The following is a 15,279-nucleotide window of genomic DNA, read 5'->3' as shown; positions in this document are numbered from 1 at the left end:
AATGACTCGGTAACCTCCATGTTTTCCTCTTGACTTTCCTTTTACTCTTGTTCCTGACTGGGTATACTCTGGTTCGTCTCTCGTTCGGACCTTGTCCGGACCTTGTTCGGAGCTTCTTCGGAAAACACCCGAACGAGGTGCGAACGAGGTGCGAACGAAAGAGGACTGAGAGTGGAAGGAGAGTGGAAGGAGAGTGGAAGGAGAGTGGACGGAGGGTGGAAGGAGATCAAAACGGCCGCCGTGGCCGGTGTCCGCACCGGCCACCCTTCCTTCCCCGGTCCGCCTTTCCGTTTCCGTGCCCGGCGGAGTCTGCCGGGGGCGCGCTTTCCCCCGCTGGCGCACCCTGCGGGCGGGAATCTGCCGTCCTTCCGAAAAATTATCTTTCAATGGCATAGCGAGTTACGGTCATTCTGAAAAAAATGTTGTGCCGGGGTCTTGGAAGTAATGTGCAAATGTCCCTATCTTTGCACCACTCCGCAAGGGAGGGACGGCGGAAACGCCACTGAAATGAGGGGAAGGACGGGCGACACCGCAGGCGGCACGATGCCGGCACGGGAAGCCGAAAAGGGGCCGCGAAAATTATTTCAAAATAAATTTTGCGGATTCGAAAAAAGCTCCTACCTTTGCAGTCCCAACCAGGGGAAACGGCGATGGGCGCGACGCCCGGAGCCAACAGAAATGACAGTTCAGGAGTGCTCAGAACACTCTACGAAATACAGCCGAAGCGCGAAGCGGAGGCGAGAAAAGTTCTTTAAATGATCATGTAGCGCAGCGGAGTTTCCGCAAGGAAGCATACGCTGAAAAGATATACAAGATAAATCAATTCAGGTATCCCGGAGCGGGAGGAAAACACAAAAACAAGACGTTTCTATTTATTATGAATAGTCACGGTCTTACACTTCATTTTACAATGGAGAGTTTGATCCTGGCTCAGGATGAACGCTAGCGGCAGGCCTAATACATGCAAGTCGGACGGGATCCGGGAGTAGCTCGCTACTTCCGGTGAGAGTGGCGCACGGGTGCGTAACGCGTGAGCAACCTGCCCATATCAGGGGGATAGCCCGGAGAAATCCGGATTAACACCGCATGACACGCCGGGACGGCATCGTTCCGGCGTCAAATATTCATAGGATATGGATGGGCTCGCGTGACATTAGCTAGTTGGTGGGGTAACGGCCCACCAAGGCGACGATGTCTAGGGGCTCTGAGAGGAGAATCCCCCACACTGGTACTGAGACACGGACCAGACTCCTACGGGAGGCAGCAGTAAGGAATATTGGTCAATGGGGGCAACCCTGAACCAGCCATGCCGCGTGCAGGACGACTGCCCTATGGGTTGTAAACTGCTTTTGCCGGGGAATAAACCCCACTACGTGTAGTGGGCTGAACGTACCCGGAGAATAAGGATCGGCTAACTCCGTGCCAGCAGCCGCGGTAATACGGAGGATCCGAGCGTTATCCGGATTTATTGGGTTTAAAGGGTGCGTAGGCGGCACTTTAAGTCAGGGGTGAAAGACGGCAGCTCAACTGTCGCAGTGCCCTTGATACTGAAGTGCTTGAATGCGGTTGAAGACGGCGGAATGAGACAAGTAGCGGTGAAATGCATAGATATGTCTCAGAACACCGATTGCGAAGGCAGCTGTCTAAGCCGTTATTGACGCTGATGCACGAAAGCGTGGGGATCGAACAGGATTAGATACCCTGGTAGTCCACGCCCTAAACGATGATAACTCGATGTTTGCGATATACCGTAAGCGTCCAAGCGAAAGCGTTAAGTTATCCACCTGGGGAGTACGCCCGCAAGGGTGAAACTCAAAGGAATTGACGGGGGCCCGCACAAGCGGAGGAGCATGTGGTTTAATTCGATGATACGCGAGGAACCTTACCCGGGCTTGAAAGTTACTGAAGCATCCAGAGACGGATGCGTCCTTCGGGACAGGAAACTAGGTGCTGCATGGCTGTCGTCAGCTCGTGCCGTGAGGTGTTGGGTTAAGTCCCGCAACGAGCGCAACCCCTATGTCCAGTTGCCAGCACTTAAAGGTGGGGACTCTGGACAGACTGCCTGCGCAAGCAGAGAGGAAGGCGGGGACGACGTCAAGTCATCATGGCCCTTACGTCCGGGGCTACACACGTGCTACAATGGATGGTACAGCGGGCAGCTACACAGCAATGTGATGCCAATCTCGAAAAGCCATTCACAGTTCGGATCGGGGTCTGCAACTCGACCCCGTGAAGTTGGATTCGCTAGTAATCGCGTATCAGCAATGACGCGGTGAATACGTTCCCGGGCCTTGTACACACCGCCCGTCAAGCCATGAAAGCTGGGGGTACCTAAAGCATGTAACCGCAAGGAGCGTGTTAGGGTAAAACCGGTAATTGGGGCTAAGTCGTAACAAGGTAGCCGTACCGGAAGGTGCGGCTGGAATACCTCCTTTCTAGAGCCCGCGCCGGGGCCGCTGCGCCACATACATGATCTAAGGAAAAAGAAGACAGATTCAGAAGAAAGTGCCCATCCCGATGTCGGGGTGATCGTCACCGAGAGAAGATGAGAGAGATAAGCTAGTCCCGTAGCTCAGTTGGTTAGAGCACTACACTGATAATGTAGGGGTCAGCAGTTCAAGTCTGCTCGGGACTACCACCGCGGGGAATTAGCTCAGCTGGCTAGAGCACCTGCCTTGCACGCAGGGGGTCAACGGTTCGAATCCGTTATTCTCCACAGGTTGCCCGTTATCACAGGGTGAATGCAGGTCACGGAGGCATGTCCACACGGCCGCAGGACACCGGATAGACGGGAAACGAAGAGTTCTTTGACATATTGGAAGAAAAGAGATTAACAAGAGAAGACAACAGAGGCACGGCCATACCATTCATTTGGCAGGCACGGCCAAGAGCAGCCCACCACTTGGCAAAAGGGGTGGTGGCGCGAAGAAAGTAAACAAGGGCACACGGGGGATGCCTAGGCTCTCAGAGGCGATGAAGGACGTGATAAGCTGCGATAAGCCACGGGGATCGGCAAATGCGACTTGATCCGTGGATTTCCGAATGGGGCAACCCGGCATGCTGAAGGCATGCCATCAAATGAGGCGAACGCGCTGAACTGAAACATCTAAGTAGGCGTAGGAGGAGAAAATAACAATGATTTCCCAAGTAGTGGCGAGCGAACGGGAAAGAGCCCAAACCATGCATGTCACGGCATGCATGGGGTTGTAGGACCACGATGTTGCACTGTGCTATGAACTGGAAGCAGGTGGGAAACTGCGCGATAAGGGTGAGAGCCCCGTACAGGCAAAGAATACAGGCATAGTGGTATCCTGAGTACCGCGGGACCGGAGAAATCCTGTGGGAATCCGCCAGCACCATCTGGCAAGGCTAAATACTCCTGAGAGACCGATAGTGGACCAGTACCGTGAGGGAAAGGTGAAAAGAACCCCGAACAGGGGAGTGAAAAGAACCTGAAACCGTGTGCTTACAAGCGGTCGGAGCGGAGCGATTCCGTGACGGCGTGCCTTTTGCATAATGAGCCTACGAGTTACTCTTGTCCGGCAAGGTTAATGGCTTAAGGCCAGGAGCCGAAGCGAAAGCGAGTCTGAACAGGGCGCAGAGTCGGACGAGGTAGACGCGAAACCTTGTGATCTACCCTTGGGCAGGTTGAAGGTGCGGTAACACGTACTGGAGGACCGAACCGATAAACGTTGAAAAGTTTCCGGATGACCTGAGGGTAGGGGTGAAAGGCCAATCAAACTGGGAAATAGCTCGTACTCCCCGAAATGTTTTTAGGAACAGCGTCGGCATGGAGTCTAGCAGAGGTAGAGCTACCGATTGGGTGCGGGGGAGTCAAATCCTACCAAATCCAGACGAACTCCGAATGCTGCTAGATATGGCCGGCAGTGAGGCTTTGGGTGCTAAGGTCCAAGGCCGAGAGGGAAAGAACCCAGACCATCAGCTAAGGTCCCCAAATCCGTTCTAAGTTGAACTAACGAGGTCCGGTTGCCCAGACAGCTAGGATGTTGGCTTGGAAGCAGCCATTCATTTAAAGAGTGCGTAACAGCTCACTAGTCGAGCGGCCGGGCGTGGATAATAAACGGGCATCAAGAACGGTACCGAAGCTATGGATTGCAACTTCGTGTTGCACTGGTAGGGGAGCATTCCATCGGGGGCGAATCCGGCAGGTGACTGGCGGTGGACCTGATGGAAAAGCAAATGTAGGCATAAGTAACGATAAGGCGGGTGAGAAACCCGCCCACCGAAAGACCAAGGTTTCCTGATCAACGCTAATCGGATCAGGGTCAGTCGGGACCTAAGGCGCATCCGAAGGGAGGCAGCCGATGGCCAACGGGTTAATATTCCCGTACTGTTGATGACTGCGATGTGGTGACGGAGTAGTGACACTGCCGCGAACTGACGGAATAGTTCGTTGAAGGGCAAAGGTATTGGACCGGTAGGCAAATCCGCCGGTACAGCCGAAGCCCGATAGTACAGCAAACCCTCGGGGGCGCTGATAGCGCAGGTAAGCAGACTTCCAAGAAAACCCGCTAAGCTCCAGGTCATCAAGACCCGTACCGCAAACCGACACAGGTGGTCGAGGAGAGGATCCTAAGGTGCTCGAGTGAATCATGGCTAAGGAACTCGGCAAAATGGCCCTGTAACTTCGGGAGAAGGGGCGCTTCCTCCACCTCCGGGTGGAGAAGCCGCAGTGAAAAGGCCCAGGCGACTGTTTAGCAAAAACATATGGCTTTGCGAAATCGAAAGATGAGGTATAAGGCCTGACACCTGCCCGGTGCTGGAAGGTTAAGAGGGGATGTCATCCTCCGGGAGAAGCATTGAATCGAAGCCCCAGTAAACGGCGGCCGTAACTATAACGGTCCTAAGGTAGCGAAATTCCTTGTCGGGTAAGTTCCGACCTGCACGAATGGTGTAACGATCTGGGCGCTGTCTCAGCCATGAGCTCGGTGAAATTGTGGTATCGGTGAAGACGCCGGTTACCCGCAACGGGACGGAAAGACCCCATGAACCTTCACTATAGCTTAACATTGAAATTGGGTACAGGATGTGTAGGATAGGCGGGAGTAGTCGAAGCGGTTTCGCCAGGAATCGCGGATACGCCCTTGAAATACCGCCCTTTCTGTATTCGGTTTCTAATCCCGCCCAGCGGGAGACATTGTTTGGTGGGTAGTTTGACTGGGGTGGTCGCCTCCAAAAAGGTAACGGAGGCTTTCAAAGGTAAGCTCAGTACGCTTGGTAACCGTACGAGGAGTGCAATGGCATAAGCTTGCTTGACTGTGAGACCTACAAGTCGACCAGGGTCGAAAGACGGACATAGTGATCCGGTGGTTCTGTATGGAAGGGCCATCGCTCAAAGGATAAAAGGTACTCTGGGGATAACAGGCTGATCTCCCCCAAGAGCTCATATCGACGGGGAGGTTTGGCACCTCGATGTCGGCTCGTCACATCCTGGGGCTGGAGAAGGTCCCAAGGGTTGGGCTGTTCGCCCATTAAAGTGGCACGCGAGCTGGGTTCAGAACGTCGCGAGACAGTTCGGTCCCTATCTGTTGTGGGCGCTGGAAGTTTGAGTGGATCTGACCTTAGTACGAGAGGACCGGGTTGGACGGACCGCTGGTGAACCTGTTATGCCGCCAGGTGTACGGCAGGGTAGCTACGTCCGGGATAGATAAGCGCTGAAAGCATCTAAGTGCGAAACTAGCCACGAGATGAGACTTCCTCACAAGGGTCGTCGGAGATTACGACGTCGATAGGCCACAGGTGTAAAGGTTGAGAGACCAAAGCCGAGTGGTACTAATAGCCCGAAGCTTTCCAATGCGGATAGTCTGTTGTCCTCTCTCTTTTTAACGTCCTTTCTTCCAATAACATGTCAATGACAGAGCAATGTCTGTCAAAAAGGTATTCAGGTGCCTATATCGGCGGTGTCCACCTCTTCCCATTCCGAACAGAGAAGTTAAGCCCGCCAGAGCCGATGGTATTGCCGTAACAGGTGGGAGAGTAGGTCGGTGCCTAATTTTATACGGAAGCCCGTTGTCCAGGAGGACATCGGGCTTTCCTGTTTTATGGCGTTCCCAAAGGGTGCCCATGTCCCGGACCGGCGGCCGCCCTCGGTCCCCGAGCGGAGCCGAAGGGCAGGCGCCGTACACAATCCACGTGATGGCCGGTGGGGACACCGACCATGGCGTCGGAGATACCTGCCACTGCGGTGAAACCTCATCAGTGTGGCATGTTCATCAATGCTCAACCACGTAGTTACCGTCTGCACGGATCATCACCTTGACATGTCCAATGTCTATTTCACAGAAATAGTTTCCATCTCTTTCGAGATGGAATGACAAGATTGCCGAGAGGAAGAGGGGCGATTTTTGGAGAGATGGCTTGCGGCTCGCCGCAAGCCATCTCCCAAAAATCGCCCGTTTAAAAAAAAGGATCTGTCATTCCAGAGCTTTAGCTCTGGAAACTATTTTGTGGTTATAATAGCACAACCCCATCGGGCAATGTCATTAAGTTAAGGATTTTATCATGCCGGTTTGTAGTTTGTGTAGGTCCTGTGCTTGCACTTTTTATTCGAGGTCTTAAGCTGCCTTGGGAACGATCTTCCCTTTCGGATGGGCAATGTGTCCTTGAGGAAGTAGGCCGTGAGCTCCCTGAGGATTTCCCTTTCCCTGTTTTTGAAAAAGATGGCTATCAGGTTTTCCTTTAATTTTCCGAAGGATTTGTTCCCGTTGACCTTTTGTGGGTACTTTTTCGTGGATGTATCGCGGTCGAGCCGGACCTGGGCATCCCTGATCAGTATCGAATGCAGGTTTGACATCATCACCGTTGCATAGAAATCCTGCTCGACGGATTCCACCGTCAGCCCGCTGAAGGATTCCATCTGCATGGTATTCTTCAGTTTGGAGATGTTCGTCTCCACTCCCCAGCGCCTGAAGTACAGGTCCCCGAACATATCGTTTTCAAACCCCTCTTCCTGCCATAGGTTGGTCGCGATCACCTCCGTGGTCGACTGCAGTTCTACCCTGACCAAGCGTATGCGAATCCTTGTTGAGCTGTCCGTGGCGAACCCGCTCTGGCGCAGGCCACTGATGGAGGCCTGGGTTGGGGCAAGCTCGATGACCTGGGAAACCTTTCCCGTCTTCAGGAACTTCTTGACGAACTTCAGCGAATCCTTCGCCCTGATCACGAACTTGCGCTCGCTCTCCTGCCAGCTATGGAGCGCGAACATCTTGAACGTTGAATAGTACCTGTCATAGATGGCAATGGAGTCCACGGGCAGTTCCTCGATCCAATGGGAGGCCAGGGTCAGCTCGCTGGTCCGGTATGGGGCTATGCAGGAATGGGTCACCAGGTCGTTCAGCACATCGTAGTGATAGAAGGTCTTTGCCTGCACGAAGCTCGAGTTCTGGTTGCTCTGGCCGCCAAAGTGGGCCTGCAGGGAAGGTGTGTTCACCAGGGCAAGGTTGGAGCCGTCAACTGCGATCAGGCGGTAGCCCATCCATCTCCTGGTATCCCCCGGTGCATGGCGCAGGAAGCTCTCGCAGAGCACCCGGTTCCAGACCAGGAAGAAAAGGGGGCTCAGCTTGCTCCTCTGCTGGGAAAAGGCACTCACCGAGCAACTGATCTTCTTGCCCAGCTCACCAAAGAAACCTTCCAGTTCGACAGAGAGGGTCCGCTTGCACATCTTGGCGATCAGCAGGACCAATCTCTCGAAATTGAGCTTCCGGTCCCGGGTGAAATGGGTTTTGGAATTCCTGAAAAGATTGAGCAGCAGAGGATCTGTTAAACAGATAGAAATAAAATTTTTTAGGTCTGAAACGATTTTAAGTGCTATTTTTACATCGGCCATAAACGCGGTTGTTTAGATTTGTTTAGTAGTGAATTCAAAATTAAACATTTACGTGATTTATGGCCTTCTTTTTTTCTTAACTTAATGACATTGCCCTCTGGGGTTGGATTGACATATTCAATATCAGCACCATTCCTTTGATGTAAATACCATACCCACGTTTTTAATGGTTGGTGGGGACACCAACCATGGCAATTGACAAGTCCAGCGCGCAATAGCCACGGCATTTTATCCATTCTTCCGCTACTGATGATGTGGGCTGAAGAATTAAAAGCATGTTGAGATCTTTAGGGGTGAGACATCTATTGATGGTTGGTGGGGACACCAACCATGGCGGCAAAAGTCTATGCACTGACTTGATTATTTGAAGATGAGTTATCTATTGATGGTTGGTGAAGACACCAACCATGGCGGCACTCTACTTTTCAATTTCTTTCAGGCTGTTCATTTTTTTGTATTCCAAGAATCCTTTGATATCTTCGAAGTGTTCTCTTACACGTTTGTTTCCGAATTCGAAAACTTTCGTTGCCAGCCCATCTAGGAAATCCCTGTCGTGAGAAACTAGGATTAAAGTACCATCAAAATCTTGAAGGGCATCCTTGATAATATCCTTAGTTTTCATGTCAAGGTGATTGGTTGGCTCATCCAGGATCAGGACATTAACTGGTTCGAGCAATAATTTGATCATTGCCAAGCGAGTTTTCTCACCACCGGATAGAACTTTTACTTTTTTTGGTCGTGTCATCGCCACTGAACATAAATGCTCCCAAAAGATCTTTGATTTTTACCCTAACATCACCTACAGCAATTTGGTCTATGGTTTCAAAAACTGTCAACTCCTCATCCAAAAGTGCTGCTTGGTTTTGTGCAAAATACCCGATTTTAGCGTTGTGACCTACTTTTAGTGTTCCTTCGAAGTCAATTTCTCCCATTATGGCTTTGATCATGGTGGATTTACCTTCACCATTTTTACCTACAAATGCGACTTTTTGGCCTCTTTCAATAACCATATTTGCCTTTGAAAATACCAAATGGTCGCCATATGATTTTGTAAGGTCTTCTACAATTACAGGGTAAGTTCCTGATCTTGGGGAAGGAGGGAATTTCAACTTCAAAGCTGAATTATCAACCTCATCGATTTCGATAATTTCTAGCTTTTCAAGCATCTTTACTCTGGACTGAACCTGTAGTGTTTTAGAGTAAGTTCCTTTGAAACGATCGATAAATTCTTGATTATCTGCTATAAATCTTTGTTGCTCTTCGTATGCTTTTAATTGATGTTGGCGGCGTTCTTTTCTAAGTTCTAGATAATGACTGTATTTCGCTTTATAGTCATAAATCTTACCCATGGTGACTTCAATTGTGCGATTTGTAATATTGTCAACGAATGCACGGTCGTGGGAAATAACGATCACAGCTTTTGCTTGGTTGATCAAGAAATCTTCTAACCATTCAATACTTTCGATGTCCATATGGTTTGTAGGCTCATCTAGGAGGATTAGGTCAGGTTTTTTAAGAAGGATTTTGGCTAATTCAATACGCATTCTCCAACCTCCTGAGAATTCTGAAGTCTGACGATTGAAATCAGAACGTTCAAAACCCAGTCCTTTTAATACTTTCTCAACTTCAGCATCGTAATTGGTTTCTTCTATAGAGTAGAATTTTTCGCTCAGCTCCGAAACTCGCTCGATTAACTTCATATAATCGTCGGTTTCGTAGTCAGTACGAACGTTTAATTGTTCATTTAATTCTTCTAATTCGTCGCGCATCTTATAAACTTCTTCAAATGCTTTAGAAGTTTCCTCGAAGACAGTCATATTGTCCTTTGTTAATAGATGTTGCGGTAGATATGCAATAACAGCATCTTTTGGTCCAGATACATTACCTGTTGTTGGTTTTCCAACTCCTGCGATGATTTTTAATAAAGTAGACTTACCAGCACCATTCTTGCCCATCAAGGCTATTTTATCATTTTCATTGATTGAAAATGTTACATCTGAGAATAGCGTTGTTCCCCCAAAAGAAACTGAAATGTTATTAACGTTGATCACGATTTGCTCGAATTAAAATGAGCTGCAAAAATAGTATTTACTTTATGGATTTTCAAGGAGATAAATCAGTGACCAATATTATCTAATAATAAAATGTCGTTTATAAATTTTAACTTTAATAAAATCATTAAATCTTCGATATGAAAACGTTACTTCTCTTTACCCTTTTATTTTTTTTCTTCATTCCAAGCCCTCATGCACAAATCAAATATTCTAATGATATTATCAAGACTGGAGCCGAGCAAACAGAGAAATATATTGACAGACTGAAAGGGAAGAAAGTAGGTTTAGTTGCAAATCAAACTAGTATTATTAGAGATACTCATTTGCTTGATAGTTTACTGAATAGAGGGATCAATGTGGTTAAGGTATTTGGCCCAGAGCACGGATTTCGAGGAAATGCTAGTAACGGTACGGAGGTTGGCGATGAAAAAGACGCTAAAACAGGTGTTGAAATAGTTTCATTGTATGGTAAAGAAAAAGAAACCTACTCAAGAAGATCTAAAAGACATTGATATAATGATCTTTGATATTCAAGATGTTGGATGTAGATTTTACACCAATATTAATACACTCAGAGATGTGATGGAGTCATGTGCGAGATATGGGAAGGAGCTTTTGATTTTAGATAGGCCTAATCCAAACGCATATTTTATTGATGGCCCTATTTTAGACATGAACTATAAGTCGGGTATTGGTCAATTTCCGATACCTGCTGTGCACGGATTAAACAGTGGCTGAATTTGCGCAAATGGTCAACGGTGAAGGCTGGATGGAGGATAATTTGAAATGTAAAATTTCAATCGTTAAAAATGCCAATTATTCGCATGATCTATTGTATAAATTGCCTGTAAATCCGTCACCCAACTTGAATACTCCAGAGAGTATATTATTGTATCCTTCTACATGTTTTTTTGAAGGAGTATCCCTTGAATCATGGAAGAGGTACTGATTTTCCTTTTACCAGAATAGGAGGTCCAATGTTGAAGGGAAAATACAAATTCTCTTACACGCCGAGATCTATACCGGGTATGAGTGAAAATCCTTTATACAAGGGTCAAGCTTGTTATGGAATTGATTTGATCAATTATGATTTGGAAAAGTTAGTACAATCCAAGCAAATCAATTTATCATGGATGAAAGAACTTTATGCAGCTTATCATGATAAAAAGAAATTCTTTGACAGAAGTCTTCATGAGCAAATTGGTAACATAGATTTTCTTGCTGGTACTCCAGAGTTCAAACAGCAAATCCAAGAGGGGTGGTCTGAAGATAAAATTCGTGCATCATGGAAGCCGGGTCTTGAAAAATATAAAAGAATGCGCGAGAAATACTTGATTTATCCAGATTAAGAAAGCAATTTAAAATATCGAGTTAAACCAAAATCCAACTTCCTAGTCAATTAAGTAGATTGAGAATTCTTTCAGTCTATTTAACCTTTTATTATGAAGAGATTACTATTTCTGATTCTTATTGTTTCGTTATTTCAGTCTTGCGGTGTTCGAACTTTGGAAACATCTGTGTCCGAACGACTGAGTAAATTTGCTAAAATTGATGTTTTGGGGATTAATAAATATGATTTTTTATCAGAATATGGAGATCCCGAGAGCAAGGACTTGGAAGAAATTGAGGGAGTTCTTAAAGAGGATCTTTATTACATGGAAAATATCCGTGGGATGTTTGTTCTTACTAAAGTAAGTTTTTTAAATTCCAAACTTACTTCTATTAAAACTAATAAAATCAGGTCATTTAATAATTTGCCATCTAATATCTTAGAAGAAATTGATAAGGATGTAAATCAATTAAAAAACGAGGGTTAAAATATAACTCATCAAAACTTTCAATACTTTTCGCTAACTTAAAGAAACCTAACCTCCTTGAGTTATGAAAAGATATATTTTGATATTTCCGATTTTATTGACCTATTTAAGTTTGTTTTCAGCAGAAATCACTTTAACGATTAATAAGAAGTTTTTGAATTTTCCCATTTCTCAACCAAGAGGACCGGAAAAAAATGCAATTTATTGCTGACAGTGTTGAACCATGGTCTGTTGTGGTTCGATTAGCAGATTCAGAAGAAGATTATTGGGTTTTCTATGATGTGAGTCATTTAAAAGGGAAAAATCTGAAAATAAATTTTGAGGGTGATGCAACAGCTCTAAACAGAATATATCAATCTAATGAAATCCAAGGGCATGAGAGTCTTTATAAGGAAGAAAATCGTCCACAGTTTCATTTTTCTACTAAACGAGGTTGGATCAATGATCCCAATGGGCTCATTTATTATGATGGAGAATATCACTTATTTTATCAGCATAATCCAATGGAACGAGAATGGGAAAACATGGCATTGGGGGCCATGCTGTCAGCAAAGATCTGATTCATTGGGAAGAGTTGCAACGGCATTGTATCCGGATAAGTTAGGGACTATGTTTTCTGGCTCCGCTATCATGGATTACAACAATTCTGCCGGCTATAATAAGGGTAAAGAACCTGCTATGATTGCATTTTTATACTGCTGCAAGTTCTGATCGGCAGGTTCAGTGTATGGCTTATAGTCTTGACAAGGTAGGACTTGGACAAAATATGACAAAAATCCTCTTATCGATTCTAAGGAAAAATGGAATAGCCAAGATACTCGTGATCCCAAGGTGATATGGTATGAGCCTTCGAAGCATTGGGTCATGGTATTAAATGAGCGAGATGGACACTCGATCTATACCTCCACAAATCTAAAGGATTGGAATTATGAAAGTCATGTTTCTGGTTTTTGGGAATGCCCTGAACTTTTTGAACTGTCGGTGGATGGTGATCCTACCAATAAGAAATGGGTGATGTATGGTGCAACGGGCACTTATATGATTGGTTCATTTGATGGAAAGGTGTTTACTCCAGAAAATGGCAAATATTTCTATAATTCAGGTCATTTGTATGCTGCTCAGACCTATAGTAATATTCCTGATTCCGATGGCAGAAGAATTCAAATAGGTTGGGGAAGAATTCCTCAAGGTGATATGCCGTTCAATGGGATGATGATGCTACCTACAGTTCTCAGTCTTAAGACTACAAAGGATGGCCCTCGTTTATTTAGTGAGCCAATTAAAGAAACTGAAAAGCTATTCACAAAAGTTGATTCATGGAAAAATCTGAGTTCTGGAAAAGCGAATGACTTATTGAAAAAATATAATTCCCATGATAAACTTAGGATTAAAACCAGAATAAAATTATCTCATGCAACTGATGCCGGTTTCAATCTGTATGGTCAGAGAATGATAAGTTATGATATGAATTCCAATATGTTGAATGGGATGTTTTTTTCTCCCGAAGATCCAACAAGTATGGAACTTACTGCAGATATTTATATTGACAGAACTTCTATTGAAGTCTTTTTTAATCATGGAGTTTATACGAGTTATTTAGGCAGAACTCCAGATCCTAATAATAAAGAGGGTTTGCATTTTTGGGGTAATAATATCGAAATTCTGGACTTAGAAGTTTATGAAGTGAAATCTATTTGGGAGTAAGGTGAAAAGGTGATTTGATATTAATATCTATCTATTATTCTTACTATTAAAATGATCAATGCACCTATTAAGTAAATCGTCATGGGTACCACAAAAAACCAGATAAAAGCCCAATATTGATATTTGGACATTTTTGAGAAGATTTTTGGTCGTTTCATGTTTATAGAACAATCATACTAAGTATTGTTCATTAATAATCTTAAAATTCATTTTTAATCAATTAAAAAAGCCTGCAAAATATTTTGCAGGCTTTTATTTTAGATCTTAGTATATTCTTATTTCAATACGAATTTAAATCCTAAAGAGAATCTAGAAGCATCGAAGCGCGAACCATGTGATAGGTTCCACCACGGTTTCCAATCGAAATGCATTGCTAATGGAGTAGAAGGGATTCTGTATTCCAAACCTACAGCAGGACGGATTGCAAAGTCAGTATGTGTATCACCTTCTTTCCAGTGGTCATCATCATCCCAGTCGCCATGCCATTTTCCATGGTCAATAAATGATAATTGAGGACCAACACCTACGTACCAAGAAAGTCCATTAGTTCCTGAGATACGTTCATTATAGGAGTAATCCGCACCAAGGACAGTAATGTGGTCACCGAATAATACTTGTGCGTTACCGGCATTATTGCCACCAAAACTATGCTTAATTTGAGGTCCGAATAATGTTTGGCCATCACCTAGGTCAATTCCTAGGCCAATAGCGGTACGATAAGGGGTTTGTGCATTTGTTTGCTCAGTTGCAAACATTAAAATAAATAAAGTTAGAATAGGTAAAAATACTTTCTTCATGATAATAAATAATTTGTTTCATCTTAAAACTTCCTTTATGAAAGTTTCTCGTGTTGCAACAAATATATTGCCAAAGATGCAACTAAATTGTATTAATGATGCTAGAATGCAGGTTATGAGCAAAATAAAACCCTGATAAAAATCAGGGCTAAATTTTCTCTTGGTTATATTTTAAAAGGAGTTAGGGTTACCATAATTTGTATTGTTGAGTTCATCGTCATCGAACAAATCATTCTTAGACCTTCTTTCATCTTCGTCTGATCGATCTATATCATCTTCATATTCATCTTCATATTTTTCTTCATCTTCAAATTCTAAATCTTCTTCATCATTTTCTTCTTCTTCCTCTTCATCGATATTTTCATTCAGCGGATAATCTTCACCAATTGGTTCATTATCGTCTTTGTGTGGATCTTCTTTGGCATTATATTGCCTTGAACCTTGATCTGAATCAGGATCATAGAATGGGTTTTGATAATTTGGAGCATTATCATCTTTATTTTTATTGTCTTCAGGGTCATGTCCGTTAAGATCGTCCTGAATTATAGCAAATGCAAGAATAAGACCTAGCTTATTTCCTGCAAAATTTTCAATTGTCTTCATAAGCTTGAATTTAAATGAAGAACAAGTGCCTTCGAAATTAGTTGAGGAAAAAATACTTGATTTCATAGTATTTATACTTGATGTCAATATAGTTTCAACGAATTGAATTTCAATGGTTTCTTTAATTAAGTCAATTAGATACAGAACATTAAAATAATATAGACTATGGAAAATCCAATGAACAATCCAGAATTAAAAGAAGGAGATTAGACGAAAAAAAAGACATAAGCATATAGCACTTTTTCTAGGTCAATTGGTGGCGCCCATCCTAATAATGGGTGTATATAATAAACTTGTTAAAATTCACTGACACCATTAAAAGAATATTGTTTAATTATCCATTTTGCAAAGAGCCAGGTTACAATGAATTTTCAAAGTAACCTGGCTTCTTAATGAATGGCAATTAATCTAACCTTTTCTACTTCCTTGTCGATTTTTGCCACCTCTGAGTATTAGAT

Annotated in this window: 10 protein-coding genes, 2 tRNA genes, 3 rRNA genes and 1 pseudogene; 12 read left to right on the top strand and 4 right to left on the bottom strand. The window is 44.6% G+C overall.

What is annotated here, in order from left to right:
- Positions 1–907 precede the first annotated feature (907 nt).
- From FGL31_RS14445 to rrf, 5 genes are all read left to right on the top strand, one after another.
- A 16S ribosomal RNA gene (locus tag FGL31_RS14445) occupies positions 908–2,435 on the top strand.
- A 126-nt stretch (positions 2,436–2,561) separates the two neighbouring features.
- A tRNA-Ile gene (locus tag FGL31_RS14440) sits at positions 2,562–2,638 on the top strand.
- 4 nt (positions 2,639–2,642) lie between these two features.
- Positions 2,643–2,716 (top strand) — tRNA-Ala (locus FGL31_RS14435).
- 209 nt (positions 2,717–2,925) lie between these two features.
- Positions 2,926–5,816, top strand: a 23S ribosomal RNA gene (locus FGL31_RS14430).
- An 86-nt stretch (positions 5,817–5,902) separates the two neighbouring features.
- A 5S ribosomal RNA gene (gene rrf / locus FGL31_RS14425) occupies positions 5,903–6,014 on the top strand.
- The 16S, 23S and 5S rRNA genes sit together here with 2 tRNA genes alongside, the layout of an rRNA operon.
- 506 nt (positions 6,015–6,520) lie before the next feature.
- Here rrf and FGL31_RS14420 read toward each other — a convergent pair.
- Together FGL31_RS14420 and FGL31_RS14415 are read right to left on the bottom strand one after the other, a co-directional pair.
- The gene (locus FGL31_RS14420; RefSeq protein ID WP_138090166.1) at positions 6,521–7,846 is read right to left on the bottom strand and encodes an IS4 family transposase; all 1,326 of its coding nucleotides are present in this window, start codon (positions 7,844–7,846) and stop codon (positions 6,521–6,523) included.
- Positions 7,847–8,264: 418 nt separating this feature from the next.
- Positions 8,265–9,897 (bottom strand): annotated as a pseudogene (locus FGL31_RS14415) (ABC-F family ATP-binding cassette domain-containing protein).
- Between the two features lie 140 nt (positions 9,898–10,037).
- Here FGL31_RS14415 and FGL31_RS28120 point away from each other — a divergent pair.
- From FGL31_RS28120 to FGL31_RS25850, 7 genes are all read left to right on the top strand, one after another.
- Complete coding sequence (locus tag FGL31_RS28120; RefSeq protein ID WP_262709133.1) at positions 10,038–10,412, top strand: exo-beta-N-acetylmuramidase NamZ domain-containing protein; 375 nt, start codon at positions 10,038–10,040, stop codon at positions 10,410–10,412.
- Entirely contained in the window at positions 10,366–10,638 is a 273-nt protein-coding gene (locus FGL31_RS28115; protein ID WP_262709132.1) for an exo-beta-N-acetylmuramidase NamZ domain-containing protein, read from the top strand. The genes FGL31_RS28120 and FGL31_RS28115 overlap by 47 nt, the downstream gene beginning before the upstream one ends.
- A 10-nt stretch (positions 10,639–10,648) precedes the next feature.
- Positions 10,649–10,849 carry an exo-beta-N-acetylmuramidase NamZ domain-containing protein gene (locus tag FGL31_RS28110; protein WP_317131145.1) on the top strand — a complete coding sequence of 67 codons (201 nt, stop codon included), beginning with the start codon at positions 10,649–10,651 and terminating at the stop codon, positions 10,847–10,849.
- Positions 10,812–11,249, top strand: a complete 438-nt coding sequence (locus FGL31_RS28105; protein WP_262709131.1) for a DUF1343 domain-containing protein — start codon at positions 10,812–10,814, stop codon at positions 11,247–11,249. Before FGL31_RS28110 ends, FGL31_RS28105 begins: the two co-directional genes overlap by 38 nt.
- A gap of 93 nt (positions 11,250–11,342) precedes the next feature.
- On the top strand, positions 11,343–11,717 hold the full coding sequence (locus FGL31_RS14405) for a hypothetical protein (protein WP_138092452.1): 375 nt from the start codon (positions 11,343–11,345) through the stop codon (positions 11,715–11,717).
- 194 nt (positions 11,718–11,911) lie between these two features.
- Positions 11,912–12,277 carry a hypothetical protein gene (locus FGL31_RS25855; RefSeq protein ID WP_232046768.1) on the top strand — a complete coding sequence of 122 codons (366 nt, stop codon included), beginning with the start codon at positions 11,912–11,914 and terminating at the stop codon, positions 12,275–12,277.
- A gap of 223 nt (positions 12,278–12,500) precedes the next feature.
- Complete coding sequence (locus FGL31_RS25850) at positions 12,501–13,421, top strand: glycoside hydrolase family 32 protein (protein WP_232047163.1); 921 nt, start codon at positions 12,501–12,503, stop codon at positions 13,419–13,421.
- Between the two features lie 275 nt (positions 13,422–13,696).
- Here the strand turns inward: FGL31_RS25850 and FGL31_RS14395 are convergent, their stop codons facing one another.
- Positions 13,697–14,218 (bottom strand): hypothetical protein, encoded by a 522-nt coding sequence (locus FGL31_RS14395; RefSeq protein WP_138092450.1) that lies wholly within the window; start codon positions 14,216–14,218, stop codon positions 13,697–13,699.
- A 171-nt stretch (positions 14,219–14,389) separates the two neighbouring features.
- A complete protein-coding gene (locus FGL31_RS22740; protein ID WP_171017686.1) occupies positions 14,390–14,821 on the bottom strand; it encodes a hypothetical protein in 432 nt (143 codons plus the stop codon).
- Between the last annotated feature and the right edge of the window lie 458 nt (positions 14,822–15,279).

The sequence above is a fragment of the Sphingobacterium daejeonense genome (genome assembly GCF_901472535.1).
In the GTDB taxonomy this organism is placed as follows: domain Bacteria; phylum Bacteroidota; class Bacteroidia; order Sphingobacteriales; family Sphingobacteriaceae; genus Sphingobacterium; species Sphingobacterium daejeonense.
This window is presented reverse-complemented; position numbering and strand designations above follow the sequence as displayed.

Coding starts and splice junctions, on each gene's coding strand:
- FGL31_RS14395 (WP_138092450.1), bottom strand. CDS start 14,218: ATGAAGAAAGTATTTTTACCTATTCTAACTTTATTTATTTTAATGTTT.
- FGL31_RS28110 (WP_317131145.1), top strand. CDS start 10,649: ATGGTCAACGGTGAAGGCTGGATGGAGGATAATTTGAAATGTAAAATT.
- FGL31_RS22740 (WP_171017686.1), bottom strand. CDS start 14,821: ATGAAGACAATTGAAAATTTTGCAGGAAATAAGCTAGGTCTTATTCTT.
- FGL31_RS28120 (WP_262709133.1), top strand. CDS start 10,038: ATGAAAACGTTACTTCTCTTTACCCTTTTATTTTTTTTCTTCATTCCA.
- FGL31_RS14405 (WP_138092452.1), top strand. CDS start 11,343: ATGAAGAGATTACTATTTCTGATTCTTATTGTTTCGTTATTTCAGTCT.
- FGL31_RS28115 (WP_262709132.1), top strand. CDS start 10,366: ATGGTAAAGAAAAAGAAACCTACTCAAGAAGATCTAAAAGACATTGAT.
- FGL31_RS25855 (WP_232046768.1), top strand. CDS start 11,912: ATGCAATTTATTGCTGACAGTGTTGAACCATGGTCTGTTGTGGTTCGA.
- FGL31_RS14420 (WP_138090166.1), bottom strand. CDS start 7,846: ATGGCCGATGTAAAAATAGCACTTAAAATCGTTTCAGACCTAAAAAAT.